This is a genomic window from Enterobacter sp. SENG-6, assembly GCF_001605945.1.
Taxonomy (GTDB): Bacteria; Pseudomonadota; Gammaproteobacteria; order Enterobacterales; family Enterobacteriaceae; genus Enterobacter; species Enterobacter cloacae.
The window spans coordinates 50637-74143 of the sequence record NZ_LOMM01000078.1 but is presented as its reverse complement, the minus strand read 5'-3'; the positions used below and the strand labels follow the sequence as shown (position 1 = coordinate 74143).

Genomic DNA, 23507 nt, shown 5'->3' with positions numbered 1-23507 from the left:
ACGAGATAAATATGTTTAAATTTCTTAACGCTCGCTATCGTCATATCACCGGGCGGCACAATATTCCTTACAGCTCTCTTCACCTGACGGGCGAACTGGCTACGGTTGATTCAATTGTCATTCCCTGTACCGGTGCAGATTTCGTCGAAGAAGCATTACTCTCTGCCACTTTCGCGGAGCGCTATGCCACCGGGATTAGCGAAATAGTCATCGTCAGCGATCAGCCAGAGTCAGCCTTTGGTACATTGCCGCCTAAAACCCGCGTAGTGACGCTTAGCCTTCCGGTCCGTGAGGAAAATTATCGTTATAAGCAGATCTACCTCAGCCGCCTGATGAAACTTAACGCCCCGCTACAGGCGCGCGGTGAAGGTGTATTGATGATCGATTCCGACCTCAATCTGCTAAAAATGCCAGAGATTAAAATCGCGGATATGCACCTTTACTCAAGCTTCCGCCAGGGGAAAATGATTGCCAAACTGGACGGTGCACCGGTTGAAAAAGTGCCAGCGTATTATAAAGATATGGTACGGCCGTATCTGGTTGACCATGTTAACAGTGCCTTCCTTGCGGCTACCAAAAAGACCTGGCGTCGTATTTGCCCATTGTGGCTGGCGCTATTTCAGGATACCTGGGAACTCATGGACGACAGTCAGCCCCCAACTGACCAGTTGCCGCTCACTGCCCTACTGGACATGCTGGATTTAAAAACCGTCAACCTGGGGGACTGGGTAAACTGGCCTGTTTCCAAAAAAATTGGCGGACAGGAAGCCGTAATTCCAAAAGAGGTGATTGGCGCTCATGGCGGTTTCCCTCTCTCCGAATGGCAGAAATATATAAAGTCAGCAGATAATAAATTACTGTTCAAAGGTCAAGATTATACCCGCAAAGTGCGGTATTTGACTGACGAAGAGAAAAAGAACCAGTAAATAAAAGGGGCCTCAGGCCCCTTTTATTATTTTACGTCACCTTGATGTGCAGTAGATATCACACGTCCAGGCTAACGTATATTGCTCCAGTAATAGGTCTTACCTGTGGTATCCAGTACTGAGACATTCTTATCGTAACCGGCAAGCCATGAGTGTACCGACTGGACAGGTTGACCCTGACGATGGATCCCCAACCACAATTCAGCAAGCGTGTTCACATCATCAGCAGACCAGACGGTGTAATAGTCTCCTGTGTATTGCCTGGCTTTATCAACCTGTTGCCCATACCAGATAAACACAGGGATGTGCAGAGCCTCTCGTGGAGGGTTCACATTACCGTGAGAGTAAACGACAGCGCGTTGCGGATCACGAATCAAACCATGATCGGAAAAATACATAACCGAAGAACGCGAGTTGGCCAGCATACTAAACATCTTGCCCATCAATGTGTCTGTATACCGTACCGAGTTGTCATAACAGTCATCGGCCTCATTGGTACCATGTAACACCGCCTGGTTTGCCGGAAAGCGCGTACAGGATGGTTCATGGCTGCCGTATAAATGCAAGACGATCACTTTTTTACCCGGGGCTTTTAATGCATTCTGCAACAGAGGTAGAAGATCTTCATCGTAACCGCCTTCGAGCCATTCATGCTTTTTCGTATTCATGGCAATCCCGGTGATGACGTTGTTATGCGCCCCGCCTTTACCCTGATGACTAAACCAATAAGTTTCATAGCCTGCTTTATTGGCAATATTAATAACATTATCACCATATTTTTTCGGATCGCGAATATGCACTTTATCAGCGGTCATGGCCAACGGTACGGCCATAATTGTGACCGGCGCTGGCGCTACAGCATTACGGAACAGCAAGAGCTGCGATTTCTGCTTTTCCAGCTCCGGCGTAGTATCTCGTTGATAACCATAGATGCCCATATTCGCCGCTCGCTCAGACTCACCGATAACCAGTACGTAGTTCTCAATACCGGTATCCGAAAGCGTGAGTTTGTAATCAGGAATGTTGTTACCGATATTGGCAATGACCGCGTTATCTTCAAAAGCCTGCATAAAAACTTTTGCCGTACTGACTGGTGTCGCCTGAACCACGCGCTGCGCCAGACTTTCGACGCTGCTTTTCCTGAGCTGGTGCTGTAGTGCCTGACCATAGAAAGCCAACAACGTCACGCCAAGCACAATGGCAGGCCAGCGACGAAATCGCGGTGCAACGGGCCATGCACCCGTATTTGCGATATAAATAAAAAAAGCAGAGAGTGTGATAAAAATAATGCATTCACGCCAGTACACGCTGAGCATTGAACTTGCTTCATCCGGTGTGGTGTGGATTATGCTCATTGCAAACCCATAACTAAACGCAGAATCGAAATTTCTCCATGCGTATAGCTGGAGAGAAATATCTGCCGCAACTGGAATGAGGAGTACAATCGCCAGTACATTGCGTATTAATTTATTGTCTATGCACTTAAGCATCAACAACATCAATAAAAAAACAAACGATCTGTTAATTACCAAATTATATCGGGCATGTAAAATATTTACAGCCATAAGTATTAAAAGAGAAATCGCCAGATTTAAAAAAGAGGTAAACCGTGAAGTTGTATCAACCAGCTTCAGCGAAAGGTGCGTGGACATAATGTTTTGACAAGCCTGACAGTGTCTTCCTGACGTAATTATTATTAATAAACGCGTGGAGAAGAAAGATTGGTATTTTATTGAAAATTAACAAGAAAATTCCGAAAAGTCAAACTACCAAAATTAGCACTGGCACCCGTTCACACGGGTGCCAGCTGGCGGGTTTAATCCCAGCTCAAAATAACTTTCCCGGACTGACCCGAACGCATCGCGTCAAAGCCTTTCTGGAAATCATCAACGGAGAAACGATGTGTAATAATCGGGGACAGATCCAGGCCAGACTGAATTAATGCCGCCATCTTATACCAGGTTTCGAACATTTCACGGCCATAGATGCCTTTAATGAACAGCCCTTTGAAGATAACTTTATTCCAGTCGATAGACATATCCGACGGCGGAATACCCAGCATCGCAATACGACCGCCGTGGTTCATGGTATCCAACATAGTACGGAACGCCGGTGGTGCGCCAGACATCTCCAGACCCACGTCAAACCCTTCGGTCATGCCCAGCTCTTCCATCACATTGGCCAGGCTCTCTTTAGAGACATCCACCGCACGGGTGACGCCCATCTTGCGGGCCAGCGACAGACGGTATTCGTTCACGTCGGTAATCACCACATTACGTGCCCCCACGTGCTTCGCCACCGCTGCGGCCATAATCCCGATAGGGCCCGCACCGGAGACCAGCACATCCTCGCCGACCAGGTCGAAAGAGAGCGCCGTATGTACCGCGTTGCCGAACGGGTCAAAGATGGAGGCCAGATCGTCAGAAATATTGTCCGGAATTTTGAACGCGTTAAAGGCCGGGATCACCAGGTACTCGGCAAAGCAGCCCGGACGGTTCACGCCCACGCCAATGGTATTACGGCACAGGTGCGTACGCCCACCGCGGCAGTTACGGCAGTGGCCGCAGGTGATGTGTCCTTCACCCGAGACGCGGTCGCCAATGTTAAAACCTTTCACTTCCTGACCAATCCCAACCACTTCACCAACGTATTCGTGGCCGACAACCATGGGTACTGGAATGGTTTTTTGCGACCACTGATCCCAGTTGTAGATATGAACGTCAGTGCCGCAAATGGCGGTTTTACGAATTTTGATCAGCAGATCGTTATGACCGACTTCCGGCTCCGGCACGTCGGTCATCCAAATCCCTTCTTCCGCTTTCAGTTTGGATAACGCTTTCATCACACGTCCTCAGGCAATTACGCCCAGCTGTTTACCGATGCGGGTAAAGGCTTCCACCGCACGTTCAATTTGTTCAGGCGAATGCGCCGCGGACATCTGGGTGCGGATACGCGCCTGGCCTTTTGGTACGACCGGGAAGAAGAACCCGGTCACATAAATGCCTTCTTTTTGCAGCTCACGGGCAAAGTTCTGCGCCACGACGGCATCACCCAGCATGACCGGGATAATGGCGTGGTCAGCACCGGCCAGGGTAAACCCTGCCGCACTCATTTTTTCGCGGAACAGGCGCGCGTTGGACCACAGACGGTCGCGCAGTTCAGCCCCGGATTCCACCATCTCCAGCACTTTGATGGAGGCGGCAACAATGGCCGGCGCGAGGGAGTTGGAGAACAGGTACGGACGGGAGCGCTGGCGCAGCCACTCCACCACCTCTTTACGCGCAGCGGTATAACCGCCAGACGCGCCACCAAGCGCTTTACCCAGCGTACCGGTGATGATGTCCACGCGGCCCATCACGTCACAGTATTCATGCGAGCCACGGCCGTTTTCACCCACAAAACCGACCGCGTGCGAGTCATCGACCATCACCAGCGCATCGTATTTATCCGCCAGGTCGCACACGCCCTTCAGGTTGGCGATCACGCCGTCCATAGAGAACACGCCGTCGGTGGCGATGAGCACATGGCGAGCACCCGCTTCACGCGCCTCTTTCAGGCGTGCTTCCAGTTCAACCATATCGTTGTTGGCATAGCGGAAACGCTTCGCTTTACACAGGCGCACACCATCAATGATGGAAGCGTGGTTAAGAGCGTCGGAGATAATGGCATCTTCTGCACCCAGCAGCGTCTCAAACAGACCGCCGTTGGCGTCGAAGCAGGAGGAGTACAGAATTGCGTCTTCCATGCCTAAGAAGTTCGCCAGCTTTTTCTCAAGCTGCTTGTGACTGTCCTGCGTGCCGCAGATAAAGCGTACGGAGGCCATACCAAAACCGTGGGTATCCATACCGCTTTTCGCCGCAGCAATCAGCTCAGGGTGATTCGCAAGACCCAGGTAGTTGTTCGCACAAAAGTTGATCACATGGCTGCCATCGGCAACGGTGATGTCCGCCTGCTGAGCAGACGTGATAATACGCTCTTCTTTAAACAACCCTTCCGCACGCGCGGTTTCAAGGTCGCTGTTTAACTGTTTGTAAAAATCACCACGCATTGCAATTCTCCAGACTCGGCAAATTTCGGCACATATTACCCAAACCTATAGTTCATGACGAGATGACACATTATCTCTTCTCGTTTTTGCAGCATAAATCACGTGTACCCTTGCGCTATGTCGGTGAATGGCTGAAGGGCAGCCATACTAATGATATGATAGAACCATTAGCGTCCGGGATTGTCCCCGGACTCCACACTTCAAAGGTTACAGTTATGATCATCGTTACCGGCGGCGCGGGCTTTATCGGCAGCAATATTGTTAAAGCTCTCAATGACAAAGGCATCACCGACATCCTGGTGGTTGACAACCTGAAAGACGGCACCAAGTTCGTCAACCTGGTGGATCTGAACATCGCTGACTACATGGATAAAGAAGACTTCCTTATCCAGATTATGGCAGGTGAAGAGTTCGGCGAGATCGAAGCCATCTTCCACGAAGGGGCATGCTCCTCCACCACAGAGTGGGACGGCAAGTACATGATGGACAACAACTATCAGTACTCTAAAGAGCTGCTTCACTACTGTCTGGAGCGTGAAATTCCGTTCCTGTATGCCTCTTCGGCGGCCACCTACGGCGGACGTACCTCTGATTTCATTGAATCCCGCGAATATGAGCAGCCGTTGAACGTTTACGGTTACTCCAAGTTCCTTTTCGACGAATATGTGCGTCAGGTGTTGCCAGAAGCGAACTCCCAAATCGTTGGTTTCCGCTACTTCAACGTCTACGGGCCGCGCGAAGGCCACAAAGGCAGCATGGCGAGCGTGGCGTTCCATCTGAACACTCAGTTGAATAACGGCGAAAGTCCAAAACTGTTCGAAGGCAGCGACGGCTTTAAGCGTGACTTCGTCTACGTAGGCGACGTTGCCGCCGTGAACCTGTGGTTCTGGGAAAATGGGGTATCCGGTATTTTCAACCTTGGCACCGGCCGCGCGGAGTCTTTCCAGGCCGTGGCTGACGCAACGCTGGCGTATCACAAGAAAGGCAGCATTGAGTACATTCCTTTCCCGGACAAACTGAAAGGCCGCTACCAGGCATTCACCCAGGCCGATCTGACCAACCTGCGCGCAGCGGGTTATGACAAGCCGTTCAAGACCGTTGCCGAAGGCGTAACGGAATATATGGCCTGGCTGAATCGCGACGCGTAAGTATGAGAATTCTGGTGATCGGCCCGTCATGGGTGGGCGACATGATGATGTCGCAAAGTCTCTATCGCACGCTCAAGGCGCGTTATCCCCAGGCGATAATCGACGTGATGGCACCCGCATGGTGCCGTCCGTTGTTATCGCGTATGCCGGAAGTGAATGAAGCCATCCCAATGCCGCTCGGCCACGGGGCGCTGGAAATTGGCGAACGCCGTAAACTCGGTCACAGTCTGCGCGAGAAGCGTTATGACCGTGCTTACGTGTTACCCAATTCGTTTAAATCCGCGCTTGTGCCCTTCTTCGCCGGTGTGCCGCACCGTACCGGCTGGCGCGGTGAGATGCGCTACGGTCTGCTGAATGACGCACGCGTGCTGGATAAAGAGGCCTGGCCATTAATGGTGGAGCGCTATGTGGCGCTGGCCTACGACAAGGGCGTGATGCGCAGCGCAAAAGACCTGCCGCAGCCGCTGCTGTGGCCACAGCTACAGGTCAGCGAGGGTGAAAAATCCCAGACCTGTAACGCGTTTGGTCTTTCCTCTGAACGGCCGATGATTGGCTTCTGCCCGGGCGCGGAATTCGGCCCGGCAAAACGCTGGCCGCACTATCACTACGCAGAGCTGGCAAAGCAGTTGATTGACGAAGGCTACCAGATCGTTCTGTTCGGCTCGGCCAAAGACCACGAGGCGGGGAACGAAATTCTTGCAGCCCTCAGCACAGAACAGCAGGCCTGGTGCCGCAACCTGGCCGGGGAAACCCAGCTTGAGCAGGCGGTGATTTTACTTGCTGCCTGTAAAGCCGTAGTCACCAACGACTCCGGGCTGATGCACGTCGCCGCCGCGCTCAACCGCCCGCTGGTTGCGTTGTACGGTCCAAGTAGCCCGGACTTCACGCCGCCGCTCTCAAATAAGGCGCGCGTTATTCGTCTGATCACGGGTTACCATAAGGTGCGTAAAGGCGATGCCGCGCAAGGTTATCACCAGAGCCTGATCGACATCACGCCGCAGCGCGTTCTCGAAGAACTCAACGAACTGCTGCTGAGCGAAGAAGGATAACGAATGCGGGTACTGATCGTTAAAACCTCTTCGATGGGTGATGTGCTGCATACACTTCCGTCGCTGACGGACGCCATGCGGGCCATTCCAGGCATTCGTTTTGACTGGGTGGTGGAAGAAGGCTTCGCGCAGATCCCTACCTGGCACGAAGCGGTCGACCGCGTGATCCCGGTGGCCATCCGCCGCTGGCGTAAAGCGTGGTTTTCCACACCGATTAAAGCCGAGCGCAAAGCCTTCCGCGATGCGGTGCAGGCGCAGCGTTACGACGCCATTATCGACGCGCAGGGGCTGGTCAAAAGCGCCGCGCTGGTCACGCGCCTGGCACACGGTGTAAAGCACGGCATGGACTGGCAAACCGCCCGCGAACCACTCGCCAGCCTGTTCTATAACCGTCGTCACCATATTGCAAAGCAGCAGCACGCAGTGGAACGCACCCGCGAGCTATTCGCAAAAAGCCTCGGTTACACAAAGCCGGAAATGCAGGGTGATTACGCGATTTCGCAGCATTTTCTGCGTGATGCAGAGAAGCCAGCGCAGCCCTGGCTGGTCTTCCTGCATGCCACAACGCGCGATGATAAGCACTGGCCGGAAACGCACTGGCGAAGACTCATTGAACTAATGCAACCTGCCGGCATCCATATTAAACTGCCGTGGGGTGCTGAACATGAGCGCCAGCGTGCTGAACGTCTGGCAGCCGGTTTTTCGCACGTCGAGGTTTTACCAAAACTCACGCTGGCGCAAGTTGCTGCAGAGCTGGCCGGAGCTAAAGCTGTCGTTTCCGTTGATACGGGTTTAAGCCATTTAACCGCGGCGCTGGATCGTCCAAACATCACGATTTTTGGCCCGACCGATCCCGGTTTGATTGGGGGTTACGGTAAAAACCAGCATCAAATGGTCAGCCCGACTCAACAAACGAGGGACATTAGCGCAGATGCCATTTTTTCATTTTTACAGGACAGCCACTGGCTTTCCGACAGGGATATCTAACGAATGAGTTACGTATTTCTGCTGATTTTACTCCTTCCGGTGAAGCTTATCCGGAAGCTGTTCCGCAAAGATACAGGTAAAAACCTGGTCATTCAGACAGCCAAAATCGGTGATTTTGTTAATGCGACGCCCCTGCTGGCATACCTGCAAAAAAGTGATGTGCTCATCAGTCGCAGCGTAGGTGCGCTGGCGAAGCATGACGAAACGATCGAAGAGATTTTTTTTATCGAGCAGCATAAGCGTAGTCTGTGGCGTAAGCTCAGCTTTGCCTGCCGCATCATGAACCGCTACGACAACGTCTATCTTCTGCAACCCAACAGTGTAAATCTCTTTTTTGCCGCCGTCTGTAATGCCAAAAACAAACAATTTTTAAGCATTTACACCCGCAGATGGTATCACGGGATTTTCTATCTCACCGCCGACGGTACCGTTGAGCACGGCAAAAAAACGCTATCAGTGACCAATTACCTGAAGCTGGCCGACCGTTCGTTGACGTGGCAGGACTCGCCCAAGCACGCCACAAAGCCGCTGTTCAAACCGGCGACCTACCCGGCAATTCTCGACAAACCTGATGTGATCCGCATCGGCATCAGCATTGCCGCAGGTAATAAAGCCAAAACGGTGCCGCCGGTCATCTGGAAGCGAATTATTGACCGTCTCGCCGACCTGCCCTGCGAGTTTTATGTGTTTGGCGCCCCTGATGAACAGTCGTGGCTGGACGATATCACCCGTGCTTACGGTGACATTCCTAATGTCGTTAACCTCATCGGCAAAATCCCTCTCGAAGATCTTCCGTGGGCGATTTCCAGGATGGATTGTTATATCGCGTCTGATTCAGGCAATGTCTATATTGCCGATGCAGTAGATGTACCCGTAGTGCTGCTGTTTGGCCCATGCTGCCACTATGAACAACGCCCACTTGGAAATGTGATGCTGATAGGTAACGACGACAATATTTGTTCTTATGTTTTTGAGACTAAATACTATTTCTCGCAAGACAGGGAAGAACTCTTTGCTGTAACAGACGAATCCTTAAACGAACTCAAACGTTTCATTTGCGCGTTACCAAAAGCTACCGCAACCCCATATACCTTTGATGCCCTGGGAAACTAATTTTTTATGGCTTTTCTAAGCATCATTATTGCTGCACATAACGCCGAAGATACCCTTCACACAACGTTAGAAAGCCTGCACGATGCCATCGATAATGTGGGCGACGATGTTGAGGTGATTATCTTTAACGACAGCTCCGATGATTCCACGCAAGATATTATTGAGACGTGGTTGCCAGCGTTTCCGAATGTACACTCCCGGCACGTTCAGTTTCGTAATGTAGGCCTTGTTCGCAATAGCGCATTCTCTCTGGCATCAGGTGACTACATTACCATGCTGGATAGTGATGACCGACTGAAACCGGGTAGCATCAGGGACGCTGTAGCATTCCTCAAGACAGAGCGTCCTGATATGCTGCTGACGCGCCTGCTAGAAATTCGTGATATCAAAAAAATCACCCCCAACTGGCAAGGATTTTCTCCCGTTGCGTTGTCGCAACGGGAGGCTATAAAACGTTTCCTGCTGCATAAAGATTTTCAGGCACATCTCATTGGTCAATTCATTCATCGCAAGTTATACGAAAGTAATCCGATTCCTTCGATGGTGTGTTATGAGGATTTTGCGGTATTCCCTGGCATGTTGATGCAATCGAGTAAAATAGCCTATCAACGTCGCGGGCACTATTACTACATCAAGCGTAGCGACAGTTTGTCGAGCAAACTCGACGCGAGCAAAATCAAAACGCTTGTGGAATGCACATTGCTGATGGAAAAAACATTCCCGCAGCCGTTTCAACATCTCATAAATTGTCATTGGTTTGATATTTACAGTAATCATCGGCAACATCTGACCGACCAGCATTTCCAGCTTGTTAAACAACGGGTAAAAGCACTTTATTCTCTCTCATTTTTCTTATCCAGCGATGTTCGCTTCAGCTATAAAAAAAGGGTTATTGAGGCATTATGGAAAAAGTAAAACTGCGGCTCTATCAGCTGACGCTGATTTTGAGTCTTATTTCGCTTGCGTTGGCGTTGCTCAGTTCAGGTAAGCAACGAGAGTTTTTCTATATTGCGATTTATGCCAGCATTATTGGCTTAGCTTGTGAATATAAAAAGATCACACTGCGTCCTTTTTCCATCGCATTGCCGATTTTATTAGTTGGGTTGCTTAATTTTGGCTGGTATATGACGTACGAATACCATAGCGAAGGCCTGAACGTTTATAGCGATTATCTTGGTGCAAGTAAAAAATTGATTCTGGCGAGTATCCTTATTTTCTACCTTGACAGATTTAAGTCGTACATTGATGAAGAATCCTTCCAGAACTATTTCTTTTATGCCTCAGGTGCAGGGTTTATTCTTGCCACTGGTTATGGCTTGTGGCAGGTAACACAGGGTATGGATAGAATCGAAATGGCTATTAATCGCGCCACTGTGTCAGCTTATGTCTACTCTGTTTTGTCACTCGCTTTTGTATACAGCCTTTATCTGCAGAAAAAAATAAAACTGTATTTTATCGCTGCTATTACGATTTTAATTTCTTGGTTAATCATATTGTTGACTGGTACACGTGCGGCGATGGGATTATATTTACTTCAGGCAATTGTACTCACACTTTATCATTTTAGAAGGATTCATTTTAAATCGACGCTGATCATCTTATGTATTTTAGCAGGTATTGTTATCATTAGTTACAAGCCATTGATTGAGCCGAAGATAAATCAAACTCAAGTTGAATTAGGTAATTATCAAAAAGGTTATGGCGCATCGTCACTCGGTGCGCGTTTTGCCATGTGGGGTGCTGGTATTCAAAATGGACTTGCCCACCCATTGGGGCAGTCAGTCGAAGAGAGAGAAGTATGGACACAGCAGTATGTGAAAAATGGACATCCGCATCTCGCAGCAGCCCTCGGTTTTGTTCGGGTGCATCTGCACAATGAGTTTATTGAAAAATATTCTCTGCAAGGTATCCCCGGGCTGGCAATATTATTATTTTTCTATATATCGATGCTCGCTTACGCGCTCAAAAACAGAAATGGTCTACTGCTAACGACCATGCTTCTTTTATTATTCTATGGTCTGACGGACGTCATATTACTTAGTTCAGAAGCCTTAATCTTCTTTGTTACCCTGTTTGCGTTGAGCACACCTTTTTCGCAAACAAGGCAACGTTAAAGATAATGCCCGCGATGCGGGCATTAATTTTTCTTGTATTGATAAAACTCCGCCAACGTCATCCCCACCGTCTTATCGGATAACCAGCTAAAGAGCACTTCCAGATCCTGATACAACCCTTCAATCGCCGCCTCATCTTTAAACGTAGGACTTCCGCCCGGCATAAATTCCGAGGAATGCAGCATAAACTCCACGTAGTCATGTCCCTGAGACAGGCATTGCTGTGCGACCTGAATCATCTGCGACGCATTACCACCGGACGGTCTCAACCAGTTTACGGACGGTGAACGATATTTACCGCGCAGGCGATCGTAGCCCTGTTTGACGGTGTTCAACCAGGCCGGATGCTTATACTGGATGCTCATCGGCACTTCGAGTAAGGGGCTATTGCCCGCTCGTGAGATATCGTCTGTATCAATAAAGTAGGCGTGGTCTGGAAAGTGCTGATAATTGGTTCCGCCATTCCCCTGCGGTGCGCCTTTCGCGTTGCGCCAGTTCACGCGCGGCGTAACAGAGCAATCAACCTGGTAGCCCAGTTCGATCAGCAGTCTGGCGTAACGGCTATCAAAGGCCCAGCGCCCGGCGCGATGGCTTAACATTTTGGTCTGGAAGGTCTCTTCCAGCAGACGGGTCATGAACAACACTTTCTCGCGCATCACCTCATCTGAAAATTCAATCAAATACGGCTGCCAGCGCCAGTCATCTCCGGTGAGATCGTGTTCCGGAGGGCTATTCCACGCGTGAAGGTGCATCCCGACTTCACCCTGACCGCGGGCGATCACATCTTTGGCAAACTCAATGAAAACCGGCTCAATCGCCATCTCATAATTTGTCAGCCATACGGGTTTGAAACCGAAACGCTCACAAAGCGTCTGGAATCGCGCCAGATAGCGCGCATTCTCCGTTTTAATGACGCGGTGATTTTGCCAGAGATTATCGCCTTCAGTATCAATCGTGATGATAAACGCTGGTTTTTTCATAATGAGTCCGCAAGACAGGAAAGTTAGCGCTATGTTACGCACTCACCGAAGCATGAGTAAACCCTTCCAGGGAATTTCCTGAGATTATGGAGAAAGAGTGCAAGTCGCTATCAGGTCTATTAGAATTGCCAACAGTACAACGCCAATAAGATGATGATGAATAACTTACCTGACACGCCTGATTTGCGCATTTTACTTATCAAACTCCGCCATCATGGCGACATGTTGCTGACCACTCCCGTCATTGATTCGTTACGTCAAAAATGGCCGCAGGCACAGATTGATGTGCTGTTGTATGAAGAAACCCGCGATATGCTCGCCGCACACCCGGCGATCGGTACTGTTTACGGGATCGACCGTAAATGGAAGCAGCTGGGCACGCTGAAACATCTGCAAAAAGAGTGGCAGTTGCTCTGTGCGTTAAGGAAACAGCATTATCACCTGGTGATTAATCTTGCCGATCAGTGGCGCAGCGCTATCGTTACCCGTTTCACCGGCGCACCGGTACGACTCGGGTTCGCTTTTAATAAGCGCAACAACGCATTCTGGCGGTTTTGCCATAGCGATTTGGTCTCTGTGGCCGGGCACAACGCGTTGCACACTGTCGAACAGAACCTCTCTATTTTGTCGCCATTACCGGTCACCGCTCAACCTGCCGTGACCATGGCCTACCATGCTGAAGACTGGCACGAGGCTCACCAAAAGTTGATGCAAAACGGTGTGGGAGACAACTACATCGTGATTCAGCCTACGTCGCGCTGGTTCTTTAAATGCTGGGACGAAGGCAAAATGGCGCAAACCATCACGGCGCTGCAGCAGGATGGCCACACTGTCGTCCTCACCGCCGGGCCGGATAAAAAAGAGCTGGCGATGATCGATCGCATTCTCGCCGCCTCGCCAGAGACGGGGGTCGTCTCGCTGGCAGGTCAGCTCACGTTGCGTCAACTGGCTTCGCTTATCGATCATGCGTCTCTGTTTATTGGTGTTGACTCCGTTCCGATGCATATGGCCGCTGCGCTTCAGACCCCCTGTGTGGCATTGTTTGGCCCATCAAAACTTACCTTCTGGTCACCCTGGCAGGTTAATGGGGAAGTCATCTGGGCAGGTGATTACGGCCCACTGCCCGATCCAGACGCCATTGATACCAAAACAAAAGAACGCTATCTCGACGCCATTCCCGTTGATGCTGTCGTCTCCGCCGCAAGGAGATATCTGTCATGAAACACCATCGCCTGGCGATTGTTCGCCAAAAGTATCGCCCGGATGGCGGGGCAGAACGCTTCGTGTCTCGCGCCCTTACCGCGCTGAGCAACCAAAATCTCGAGCTCAACGTCATCACGCGCGAGTGGCAGGGTGAGAAGCAGGACGACTGGCATATTCATATTTGCGATCCGCGCAAATGGGGCCGCATCAGCCGCGAGCGCGGGTTTGCGCATGCCGCACGTGCGCTCTGGCAGCAGCAGCAGTTTGATATTGTGCAAAGCCACGAGCGCATTCCGGGCTGTGACATTTATCGTGCAGGCGATGGCGTACACCGACGCTGGCTCCTGCAGCGCGCACGCATTCTGCCTGCCTGGCGTGCAAAACTGCTGATGCATGATCGCTATCACCGCTATGTGATGAATGCCGAACGTGAAATGTACCAGGCGCCGGAGTTAAAAGCGGTTATCTGTAATGCGGAGATGATCAAGCGCGAAATCGTCGAAGACTTTGATATTGACGCAAAAAAAATACATGTGATTTATAATTCAATTGACTCCACCCGTTTCGTTCCGGCAGAAGAGGCACAACGTATCGCATTGCGTCAGCAGTTTGGTTTGCCGACCGATGCCGTCATTTTCTGCTTCGTAGGGTCAGGATTTGAACGAAAAGGATTGGCCAGCGCTATACGCGCCGTTGCGGGTACTACGGCATGGCTGATTGTGGTTGGGCAGGATAAAGCAGAACGTCGCTATCGCGACCTCGCCCGTTCATTAGGCTGCGAGGGGCAAATCCGTTTTCTGGGGATGCAAAAAGAGACGCTGCCATTTTATCAGCTATCTGATGGTTTACTGCTACCAACGCTGTATGATCCTTTCCCTAACGTCATTCTTGAAGCGATGGCCTGCGGTTTGCCGGTCATTACATCAGAGAGTTGCGGTGGGGCAGAATTTATTCAGCAAGGCCAGAACGGATTTTACTGTGACGCACTTGATATCAGCACCCTGAAGGAGGCGGTAGCGGCCACCCCTTCGCTGGAAAAAAATAACGATATGGGACGAGCGGCACGTGAACGTGTAAAAGACGCCACCCCCGAAAAACTGTCAAGTCAGCTTATTTCGCTTTATCAAAAATTACTGGATTAAAAATGCGCATCCTAATGATTATTGATGGTTTACCCGGTGGAGGAGCTGAAAAAACGGTTCTTACACTCTCCAGCGGATTAACAGAGATGGGGCATCAGGTCTCTCTCTTCTCGCTGCGGAAAGTGTGCGACTACGCCATTCCGGAAGGCATCGATTATCAGGTCGTTCAGGATACCTGCAAAAAACCGTGGCGGAAGCTAACGGAGATCCCACGCCGCGCCAGGCTGCTGGATCAGGCTATCGAGCGGGCGGAGCGCAGCGGCAAATTTGATGTGGTGTTCTCGCATCTGCACAAAACTGACCGCATCGTGGCGCACTGCCGCGCCCTGGAGCGCGATAAAGTGTGGTTCTGCGTGCATGGCATGTTCTCATTCTCCTACCTTCGCCATCGCCGTGGGCTTTCACGCTGGTTTAAACACACTAAAATTCGCCATACCTACGAAAACCGCAACGTGGTCGCCGTCTCAGGCGCCGTGTTGAAAGATCTTTCAGAAACGCTGGCCCTGAATCTCCGACGCACGGCGGTAATCCATAATCCTTTTGATATTCCTGAAATCCAGCGTCTGGCGGACGCCCCCTTTGAGATGCAGGGAAAGGATTACATCATTCACGTCGGCCGCTTCCATGAACACAAGCGCCACGATCGCCTGCTACGGGCGTTCGCGCTGAGTCAGCTCGATACTACGCTGGTTATGATGGGCAATGGCTCTGAGGCTAAAATTCAAAAGCTTAAGCAGCTTGCCCGCGAACTGGGCATTGAAGACAAAACGGTTTTCCGTCCGTTCGAACCTAATCCTTATCCCTGGATTAAAGGGGCACGCCTTTTAGTGTTAAGTTCTGACTGCGAAGGTTTTGGTAATGTGCTGGTTGAATCCATTATCTGCCAGACGCCACCCGTCAGTACACATTGTCCAGGTGGCCCCGCCGAAATCCTCAAGGGAGACTTATCCCGCGGTCTGGCAGAGATGAATGACGAGTCGCTGGCAAAAACGCTGGCGGATATTTATACCTCTCCACCGGTCGTTGATCGCGCAACCATTGCATCGTTCGGTATCAAGGCCATTTGCCAGCAATATATTGCTTTGGTCGACAATCAAAAATAATCAGGTTTCTTATGCAAAATTCAGCGCCATTATTAAGCGTGGTGGTAGCCGTTTATAACGGTGAAGCGTTCCTGGATCAGTTCTTTACCTGCCTTGTGGATCAACGCATCGACAGCATGGAAGTCATCATCGTCAATGACGGCTCCACGGACCGTTCGATGCAGATCGTCGAAAACTGGCGCGAAAAGCTGCCGCAGATGCAGGTTATTGAGCAGCAAAATCAGGGCGTATCCATCGCGCGTAATACCGGTCTGGCCGTCGCGACGGGCCAATATCTTTCTTTCCCTGATATTGATGATGTCTTTAAACCCGGCATGTATCAGCACCTGCTTGATATGGCTGTTACGCAACGTCTTGATGTCGCTACCTGTAACGGCAACTACGTCTGGGAAAATAATAAGAAGCCTTCACGCCCTATTTTCCCTGAAGACAAACTGGCATCAACGGGCGTCATGTCCGGCCCTGCATGGCTCAAAATGGCGCTCGACTCCCGTAAGTTCCTGCACGTGACCTGGCTGAACATCTATCGTCATGACTTTATTCGCGAGCACGGTTTTCACTTTGAACCGGGGCTACGCCATCAGGATATTCCGTGGACCACAGAAGTACTGCTGGCGGCGGAGCGGGTGCAGTACACCAGTGAACGTTACTACGACTACTACATTCACTCTGCGTCGGTGTCTCATATGCCGGACAATGACGACACGCTCATTCGCTCGGCGCGTCACTACATGAAAATCCTGCAGATGCTCGATGCCATTAATCAGCGCTACCCCGATAAAGTGAAAGGGATCCCTGCTTGCCACTGGCAAATTGCCAAAGAAGGGCTGGGCATCATTCATACTTTCGACAACATGAAAGATGAGCAGAAAAAGGCATTTATTATCAAAGAGTTTTTCGATAAAGGGATCTGGAAACTCATCTGGAAAAATGCAAAAAGTCCCCGACTGCGCTGGCGACTGGGCCGTCGTTACTTCCGTTTGAAGCGCTATGTGGCATAAGAGATAGCTTTACCTGGCCCAAATGCTTAGAATTTGCCCGCCGAAACTAAAAAGACGGATAATCGCTTGGAATTGTTGTATACCGCCCTGCTCTATATCATTCAGCCACTGGTGTGGCTGAGACTGCTGCTTCGTAGCCGTAAAGCGCCTGCGTACCGAAAACGCTGGGCTGAACGTTATGGCTTCTGTCGCAATAAAGTTGCCCCGGACGGTATTTTGCTGCATTCCGTTTCTGTTGGCGAAACGCTGGCAGCGATCCCGCTGGTTCGCGCCCTGCGTCACCGTTATCCGTCGCTGCCGATCACCGTCACGACCATGACGCCGACCGGCTCTGAGCGCGTGATGTCCGCCTTCGGTAAAGACGTGCATCACGTCTATCTGCCCTACGACCTTCCCTGCGCCATGAACCGTTTTCTGGAAACCGTTCGCCCTAAACTGGTGATCGTGATGGAAACCGAGCTGTGGCCGAATATGATTTCCGCTCTGCATGCCCGTAAAATTCCACTGGTGATCGCTAACGCGCGTCTGTCTGAGCGGTCGGCGAAAGGCTACGGCAAGCTGGGGAAATTTATGCGCCGCCTGCTCAGCAAAATCACACTGATTGCTGCGCAAAACGAAGAAGACGCAGCGCGCTTTATCTCGCTTGGCCTGAAACGCAACCAGCTGGCGGTGACAGGCAGCCTGAAATTCGATATCTCCGTCACGCCTGAACTTGCCGCGCGTGCTATCACGCTGCGCCGCCAGTGGGCACCGCGTCGCCAGGTCTGGATTGCGACCAGCACCCATGATGGCGAAGAGGCGATTATCCTGCAGGCGCATCGTAAGCTGCTGGAGAAATTCCCCGATTTGCTGCTGATTCTGGTGCCTCGCCATCCCGAGCGTTTTAAAGACGCCCGTGAAATGGTGCAAAAAGGCGGCTTCAGCTTCACCCTGCGCAGCAGCGGTGAGATCCCCTCCACCAGCACGCAGGTGGTTATTGGCGATACCATGGGCGAGCTGATGCTGCTGTATGGCATCGCTGATCTGGCCTTTGTTGGCGGCAGCCTGGTGGAGCGTGGTGGCCATAACCCGCTGGAGCCAGCGGCCCATGCCATTCCCGTACTGATGGGTCCACATACCTTCAACTTCAAAGATATCTGTGCGAAATTGCAGCAAGCGGAAGGGCTAATTACCGTGACCGATGCGGATTCGGTGGTCAAAGAGGTCTCGACTCTGCTGACCGACGAAGATTACCGCCTGTGGTACGGTCGTCATGCCGTCGAAGTGCTGCATCAGAACCAGGGTGCCCTCACCCGTCTGCTGCAGCTTCTGCAACCTTATCTGCCGCAGCGGAGCCACTAATGTCAACGCGCCTGTCGGTCGTTCTGATCGCCAAAAACGCTGCCGACCTGCTTCCGGATTGCCTGGCCTCCGTTGCCTGGGCTGACGAAATTATCCTGCTCGACTCCGGCAGTGAAGACAACACGGCGGACGTTGCCCGCGCAGCGGGTGCAAAAGTCTATACCAACACCGACTGGCAAGGTTATGGCATCCAGCGCCAGCGCGCGCAGGGATATGCCACCGGTGATTATGTACTGATGCTCGACACAGACGAGCGCATCACGCCGGAGCTGCGTCAGGCTATTCAGGCGGTGCTCGCCGCACCAACGCCGGGCACGGTCTACAGCATTGCGCGTCGTAACTATTTCCTTGGCCGTTTTATGCGTCACAGCGGCTGGTACCCCGACCGGGTCACGCGCCTCTACGAGCGCGAGCGGTATCAGTACAATGATAATCTGGTCCATGAATCCCTGGCCTGCGACAGTGCACCAGTCGTCCCTCTGACGGGCGATCTTTTGCACCTGACCTGCCGGGATTTCGCCAGCTTCCAGCGTAAACAGCTCAACTATGCCACCGCCTGGGCACAGGAGCGCCATCAGCGCGGCAAGAAGGCCACGCTGACGGGTATCTTCACCCATACGCTGGGGGCGTTTCTGAAAACGCTGCTGCTGCGTGGCGGCGTGCTGGACGGCAAACAGGGCTGGTTACTGGCCGTAGTAAATGCCCAGTATACTTTCAACAAATACACCGAGCTGTGGGCGCTCAGCCGCGGCTACTCAGAGAAAACGTGAGCCATGAGCACAAAAGCGATTTATCCAGGTACCTTTGATCCGATCACCAATGGTCATCTTGATATCATCACCCGTGCGGCGTGCATGTTCGACAAGGTGATTCTGGCGATTGCTGCCAGCCCCAGTAAAAAACCGATGTTTGACCTGAACGAGCGCGTCGCGCTTGCCACCGAGGCCATTGCGCACCTGCCAAACGTGGAAGTGGTGGGCTTCAGCGATCTGATGGCCAACTTTGCCCGCGCTCAGCAGGCGACGATTCTGATCCGTGGCTTACGCGCGGTGGCAGACTTCGAGTATGAGATGCAGCTGGCGCATATGAATCGTCATTTGATGCCGGAGCTGGAAAGCGTATTTCTGATGCCATCCAAGGAGTGGTCGTTCATCTCTTCCACGCTGGTGAAAGAGGTGGCGCGTCATCACGGGGACGTTACCCATTTCCTGCCGGTTAACGTCCACCAGGCGTTGATGGACAAGCTAAAGTAGCGCTATTTCTGGCACTGACGGCAATAGAATGTGGCGCGCTGGGCATGCTTTGTTGCGATGATCGGCGTTCCACACACCCTGCACGGCTCGCCTTTGCGGCCATACACCTGCAGCTCCTGAGCAAAATAGCCTGGCTTACCATCGCTTTGCAGGAAGTCCTTCAGCGTCGTTCCCCCCTGCTCAATTGAGCGAAGCAGCACCGCTTTAATCACCCGTACCTGCAGCTCACACTCCTGCGCCGACAGCGAAGAGGCCAACCGATCGGGATGGATCCCGGCTGCAAACAGCGATTCGCTGGCATAGATATTCCCCACGCCGACCACCAGCTTGTTATCCATCAGCCAGGGTTTAATCGGGGTTTTCTTTTTCGCACACTTCGCTTTCAGGTATTCCGCGTTAAACGCTTCTGAAAGCGGCTCTGGCCCCAGATGTGCCAGTACGCTATGTCCTTCCAGTTCTTTGGTCCACAACCATGCGCCAAAGCGGCGGGGATCGGTATAACGCAACACTTTGCCGTTACTCATCACCAGATCGACATGGTCATGCTTTTCCGCAGGCAGCTCTTCAGTGAGGATCCGCAGGCTGCCGGACATGCCAAGATGGATGATGATCCAGCCATCGGGCAGCTCCAGGAGCAGATATTTCGCGCGGCGCTGGACGCTGAGGATCGGTTTATCGCTTAACGCATGGATCTCATCAGAAACCGGCCAACGGAGGCGGCCGTTACGCACGGTAGCATGAAGAATAGTCGCGCCGACCAGATGCGGCTCAATACCGCGGCGGCTGGTCTCCACCTCAGGTAATTCAGGCATGATTCCTCCGTAGTAAGATGCAGAATGCAAAAAACCCCGCAGTTGCGGGGTTTTTCAATACAAGGAGGCTAAAATTATTTGATTTTAGCTTCTTTGTACATTACGTGCTGGCGTACAACTGGATCGAATTTTTTCAGTTCCAGTTTTTCCGGCTTAGTACGTTTGTTCTTCGTGGTGGTGTAGAAGTGACCTGTACCAGCAGAAGAAACCAGCTTGATTTTCTCGCGAATACCTTTAGCCATGATTTATTTCCTCTTTAAGTACTTAGTACTTTTCGCCACGGGCACGCAGTTCGGACAGAACTGTATCGATGCCTTTCTTATCAATTACACGCATACCTTTAGCAGATACGCGCAGGGTGACAAAACGCTTCTCGCTCTCAACCCAGAAACGGTGAGAGTGCAGGTTCGGCAGGAAACGGCGTTTAGTCGCGTTCAGTGCGTGGGAACGGTTGTTACCGGTCACCGGACGCTTGCCAGTAACTTGGCAGACTCGGGACATGTCTATTCTCCAAAAATCAAATTAGCTCGAGCTTCGTATGGGGTATCGGCGCCTCGTCAGGCTTTACAGCCCGGTCATCGCATAGTTCTATTGAACTCTCGATTGCCAGGCCCAAATGCCAAACCCGAGATTCTCAAAGGTGGCGTAGTATACGCTGACTCGGCGGTGTGCTCAAGTCCCGAACAGACAAAGATCCCGATGGATCGCGAGAAATAGCCTAAATCCAGCCATGTTCTGCAAAAGAAAGGTACTCTCCGCGGCCAATTATCAGATGGTCCAGCACACGAATGTCCATGAATTGACAGCATTTGACAATGCGGTCGGTGATCTCTTTGTCAGCTCTGCTTGGTTCTGCACAGCCAGAAGGGTGATTATGCGCGAGTATCACGCCGGCTGCATTCAATTTTATTGCTTCGCGCACAATTTCACGCGGATGAACCTCTACATGGCTTAGCGTGCCCGAGAAAAGGTGGCTATGCTTGAGCACCCGGTTCCGGTTGTCGAGAAAGATCACCATAAAGATCTCGCGTTCAATATCGGTTAACTGACTTTGCAGAAACTCGCGCGTCATCGCAGGAGTCAGTATCGGGTCCTCCTCCTGCATACGAACACACTGAAAACGGCGGGCCAGTTCGGCAATCCCCTTGAGTTGGGCATATTTCGCCACACCGATACCCTCCACATGCGCAAACTCCGCCAGTTCCGCCGTCATCAAACCGTAGAGTGAGCCAAAATGGCCTATCAGATCTTTTGCCAGCGTAAAGACCGTTTTGCCCGGCGTACCGGTGCGCAAAAAAAGCGCCAGCAGTTCCTCATCTTTTAGCAAAGTGACGCCATAGCGCAGCAATTTTTCGCGCGGTAAGAGCAGATCATCCTCGTCTTCCATGCTTTTTCTCCCTGTTTTTTGCCCATCTTGCCATAGGCTACTCAGGTACCTGACTCTCGCGTCTCGTTCTTGCGTAACGCCTCGCAAAGTGACCGAAGGACAAGATCACCCCGTTTTTGGGATTGTGATAAAATGCCCGCTCTCTGATGAAACCCAACAGGAAAGAATCATGATGAGCCTGGCCGGTAAAAAAATCGTTCTTGGCGTTAGCGGCGGCATTGCAGCCTATAAAACGCCGGAACTGGTGCGCCGTCTGCGCGAGCGCGGGGCCGACGTACGGGTCGCGATAACCGAAGGTGGAAAAGCCTTTATCACTCCTCTGAGCCTGCAGGCCGTTTCAGGATACCCGGTATCTGACAGCCTGCTTGACCCTGCCGCAGAAGCCGCGATGGGTCATATTGAGCTTGGGAAATGGGCAGACCTGGTTATCCTTGCCCCCGCCACGGCCGATTTAATTGCCCGCGTTGCCGCCGGGATGGCGAACGATCTGGTTTCGACCATTTGTCTGGCTACGCCCGCTCCTGTTGCCGTCGTGCCGGCTATGAATCAGCAGATGTATCGCAATGCCGCGACCCAGCATAATCTACAGACGCTGGCCTCGCGCGGCCTGCTGATCTGGGGGCCGGACAGCGGGAGCCAGGCCTGTGGCGATGTCGGCCCAGGCCGTATGCTTGATCCATTGACTATTGTCGATATGGCCGCGGCCCATTTTTCGCCTGTCAACGACCTGCAACATCTCAACATCATGATTACAGCCGGCCCAACGCGCGAGCCGCTGGATCCGGTACGTTACATTACCAACCACAGCTCCGGTAAAATGGGCTTTGCGATTGCGGCCGCAGCGGCGAAACGCGGCGCGAACGTCACGCTGGTCAGTGGCCCGGTCTCGTTACCTACGCCGCCTTTTGTGCAGCGTATTGACGTCACCACCGCGCTGGAAATGGAGGCCGCGGTACAGGCCCATGCGCAAAACCAGCAGATTTTTATCGGTTGTGCTGCCGTCGCGGACTACCGCGCAGAGACCATTTCCGATGCAAAAATCAAAAAGCAAGGCGATGAATTAACACTAAAAATGGTTAAAAACCCGGATATCGTTGCTGGGGTCGCCGCGCTGAAAACCCATCGTCCTTACGTTGTTGGGTTTGCCGCAGAAACAAATAATGTGGAAGAATATGCCCGGCAAAAACGTACCCGCAAAAACCTCGATTTGATTTGCGCGAATGACGTATCGCTGGCCACGCAAGGATTTAACAGCGACAGCAACGCACTGCACCTTTTCTGGCAGGATGGAGATAAAATCTTACCGCTTGAGCGCAAGGAACTCCTGGGCCAACAATTACTGGACGAGATCGTTACCCGTTATGATGAAAAAAATCGACGTTAAGATTCTGGACCCGCGTGTTGGCGAGCAATTCCCGCTGCCAACCTATGCCACCTCCGGCTCTGCCGGTCTTGACCTGCGCGCCTGTCTCGATGACGCCGTAGAATTGGCTCCGGGTGCGACCACCCTGATCCCAACGGGCCTGGCGATTCACATTGCCGACCCTTCACTGGCGGCGGTGATCCTGCCACGTTCAGGCCTGGGTCATAAGCATGGTGTCGTACTGGGTAACCTGGTCGGCCTGATCGACTCTGACTACCAGGGCCAGCTGATGGTCTCCGTCTGGAACCGGGGTCAGGACAGCTTCACCATTGAACCGGGCGAGCGTATCGCGCAGATGGTCTTTGTACCTGTGGTGCAGGCAGAATTTAACCTGGTGGCAGACTTTGATGCCACCGACCGTGGCGAAGGCGGCTTCGGCCATTCCGGGCGCAAATAACCGCCCGACAGACACGCATCTCACAGCGCCATAATGTCATAACAAACCGCAAACGCCAGTTTGCGGTCGCTGTGTGGATG

24 protein-coding genes are annotated in these 23507 nt (G+C 52.0%); 16 read left to right on the top strand and 8 right to left on the bottom strand.

All coding sequences use genetic code 11. The features are described 5' to 3' along the window. Positions 1-11 precede the first annotated feature (11 nt). Positions 12-926 carry a hypothetical protein gene (locus tag AX755_RS23680; RefSeq protein WP_038982551.1) on the top strand — a complete coding sequence of 305 codons (915 nt, stop codon included), beginning with the start codon at positions 12-14 and terminating at the stop codon, positions 924-926. Between the two features lie 71 nt (positions 927-997). Here AX755_RS23680 and AX755_RS23675 read toward each other — a convergent pair whose 3' ends face one another. From AX755_RS23675 to kbl, 3 genes are all read right to left on the bottom strand, one after another. Then, a complete protein-coding gene (locus AX755_RS23675) occupies positions 998-2578 on the bottom strand; it encodes a phosphoethanolamine transferase (RefSeq protein WP_062857572.1) in 1581 nt (526 codons plus the stop codon). Between the two features lie 164 nt (positions 2579-2742). After that, positions 2743-3768 (bottom strand): L-threonine 3-dehydrogenase, encoded by a 1026-nt coding sequence (tdh, locus tag AX755_RS23670; RefSeq protein WP_062857571.1) that lies wholly within the window; start codon positions 3766-3768, stop codon positions 2743-2745. A 9-nt stretch (positions 3769-3777) separates the two neighbouring features. Then, positions 3778-4974 carry a glycine C-acetyltransferase gene (gene kbl / locus AX755_RS23665; protein ID WP_013094909.1) on the bottom strand — a complete coding sequence of 399 codons (1197 nt, stop codon included), beginning with the start codon at positions 4972-4974 and terminating at the stop codon, positions 3778-3780. A 215-nt stretch (positions 4975-5189) separates the two neighbouring features. Here kbl and rfaD point away from each other — a divergent pair, with 215 nt between their 5' ends. From rfaD to AX755_RS23635, 6 genes are read left to right on the top strand one after another with little or no spacing between them, the layout of a single operon-like run. Further along, positions 5190-6122 carry an ADP-glyceromanno-heptose 6-epimerase gene (gene rfaD, locus AX755_RS23660; protein WP_013094908.1) on the top strand — a complete coding sequence of 311 codons (933 nt, stop codon included), beginning with the start codon at positions 5190-5192 and terminating at the stop codon, positions 6120-6122. A gap of 2 nt (positions 6123-6124) precedes the next feature. Beyond that, complete coding sequence (gene rfaF / locus AX755_RS23655; RefSeq protein ID WP_013094907.1) at positions 6125-7171, top strand: ADP-heptose--LPS heptosyltransferase RfaF; 1047 nt, start codon at positions 6125-6127, stop codon at positions 7169-7171. 3 nt (positions 7172-7174) lie between these two features. Further along, on the top strand, positions 7175-8158 hold the full coding sequence (gene rfaC, locus AX755_RS23650) for a lipopolysaccharide heptosyltransferase RfaC (RefSeq protein ID WP_062857570.1): 984 nt from the start codon (positions 7175-7177) through the stop codon (positions 8156-8158). A gap of 3 nt (positions 8159-8161) precedes the next feature. After that, the gene (locus AX755_RS23645) at positions 8162-9271 is read left to right on the top strand and encodes a glycosyltransferase family 9 protein (protein WP_038982555.1); all 1110 of its coding nucleotides are present in this window, start codon (positions 8162-8164) and stop codon (positions 9269-9271) included. Positions 9272-9277: 6 nt separating this feature from the next. Next, positions 9278-10186 carry a glycosyltransferase family 2 protein gene (locus tag AX755_RS23640; protein ID WP_062857569.1) on the top strand — a complete coding sequence of 303 codons (909 nt, stop codon included), beginning with the start codon at positions 9278-9280 and terminating at the stop codon, positions 10184-10186. Then, complete coding sequence (locus tag AX755_RS23635; protein WP_062857568.1) at positions 10174-11385, top strand: O-antigen ligase family protein; 1212 nt, start codon at positions 10174-10176, stop codon at positions 11383-11385. Before AX755_RS23640 ends, AX755_RS23635 begins: the two co-directional genes overlap by 13 nt. 23 nt (positions 11386-11408) lie before the next feature. Here AX755_RS23635 and AX755_RS23630 read toward each other — a convergent pair whose 3' ends face one another. Further along, positions 11409-12365 carry a polysaccharide deacetylase family protein gene (locus tag AX755_RS23630; protein ID WP_013094902.1) on the bottom strand — a complete coding sequence of 319 codons (957 nt, stop codon included), beginning with the start codon at positions 12363-12365 and terminating at the stop codon, positions 11409-11411. A gap of 150 nt (positions 12366-12515) precedes the next feature. Here AX755_RS23630 and rfaQ point away from each other — a divergent pair, with 150 nt between their 5' ends. The 7 genes from rfaQ to coaD all read left to right on the top strand — a co-directional run bounded on the left by rfaQ (position 12516) and on the right by coaD (position 19408). Beyond that, entirely contained in the window at positions 12516-13586 is a 1071-nt protein-coding gene (gene rfaQ / locus AX755_RS23625) for a putative lipopolysaccharide heptosyltransferase III (protein WP_013094901.1), read from the top strand. Further along, positions 13583-14710: a glycosyltransferase family 4 protein gene (locus AX755_RS23620; protein WP_062857567.1), complete on the top strand. Its 1128-nt coding sequence runs from the start codon at positions 13583-13585 to the stop codon at positions 14708-14710. The genes rfaQ and AX755_RS23620 overlap by 4 nt, the downstream gene beginning before the upstream one ends. Before the next feature lie 2 nt (positions 14711-14712). Next, positions 14713-15813, top strand: a complete 1101-nt coding sequence (locus AX755_RS23615; RefSeq protein ID WP_062857566.1) for a glycosyltransferase — start codon at positions 14713-14715, stop codon at positions 15811-15813. A gap of 11 nt (positions 15814-15824) precedes the next feature. Continuing rightward, positions 15825-16814, top strand: a complete 990-nt coding sequence (locus AX755_RS23610; RefSeq protein WP_013094898.1) for a glycosyltransferase — start codon at positions 15825-15827, stop codon at positions 16812-16814. 66 nt (positions 16815-16880) lie between these two features. Further along, the gene (gene waaA, locus AX755_RS23605; RefSeq protein WP_013094897.1) at positions 16881-18155 is read left to right on the top strand and encodes a lipid IV(A) 3-deoxy-D-manno-octulosonic acid transferase; all 1275 of its coding nucleotides are present in this window, start codon (positions 16881-16883) and stop codon (positions 18153-18155) included. Then, on the top strand, positions 18155-18925 hold the full coding sequence (locus AX755_RS23600; RefSeq protein WP_014830152.1) for a glycosyltransferase family 2 protein: 771 nt from the start codon (positions 18155-18157) through the stop codon (positions 18923-18925). Before waaA ends, AX755_RS23600 begins: the two co-directional genes overlap by 1 nt. 3 nt (positions 18926-18928) lie before the next feature. Then, a complete protein-coding gene (gene coaD / locus AX755_RS23595; RefSeq protein ID WP_013094895.1) occupies positions 18929-19408 on the top strand; it encodes a pantetheine-phosphate adenylyltransferase in 480 nt (159 codons plus the stop codon). 2 nt (positions 19409-19410) lie between these two features. Here the strand turns inward: coaD and mutM are convergent, their stop codons facing one another. The 4 genes from mutM to radC form a co-directional block, all read right to left on the bottom strand. Next, entirely contained in the window at positions 19411-20220 is an 810-nt protein-coding gene (mutM, locus tag AX755_RS23590; RefSeq protein ID WP_062857565.1) for a bifunctional DNA-formamidopyrimidine glycosylase/DNA-(apurinic or apyrimidinic site) lyase, read from the bottom strand. 74 nt (positions 20221-20294) lie between these two features. Continuing rightward, a complete protein-coding gene (rpmG, locus tag AX755_RS23585) occupies positions 20295-20462 on the bottom strand; it encodes a 50S ribosomal protein L33 (protein ID WP_013094893.1) in 168 nt (55 codons plus the stop codon). Positions 20463-20484: 22 nt separating this feature from the next. Further along, complete coding sequence (gene rpmB, locus AX755_RS23580; RefSeq protein WP_002436699.1) at positions 20485-20721, bottom strand: 50S ribosomal protein L28; 237 nt, start codon at positions 20719-20721, stop codon at positions 20485-20487. Between the two features lie 217 nt (positions 20722-20938). Then, positions 20939-21607: a RadC family protein gene (gene radC, locus AX755_RS23575; protein ID WP_062857564.1), complete on the bottom strand. Its 669-nt coding sequence runs from the start codon at positions 21605-21607 to the stop codon at positions 20939-20941. Positions 21608-21779: 172 nt separating this feature from the next. Here radC and coaBC point away from each other — a divergent pair, with 172 nt between their 5' ends. Further along, on the top strand, positions 21780-22991 hold the full coding sequence (gene coaBC, locus AX755_RS23570) for a bifunctional phosphopantothenoylcysteine decarboxylase/phosphopantothenate--cysteine ligase CoaBC (protein WP_029881894.1): 1212 nt from the start codon (positions 21780-21782) through the stop codon (positions 22989-22991). Continuing rightward, on the top strand, positions 22969-23427 hold the full coding sequence (gene dut / locus AX755_RS23565) for a dUTP diphosphatase (RefSeq protein WP_015570042.1): 459 nt from the start codon (positions 22969-22971) through the stop codon (positions 23425-23427). Before coaBC ends, dut begins: the two co-directional genes overlap by 23 nt. The last annotated feature ends 80 nt before the right edge of the window (positions 23428-23507 follow it).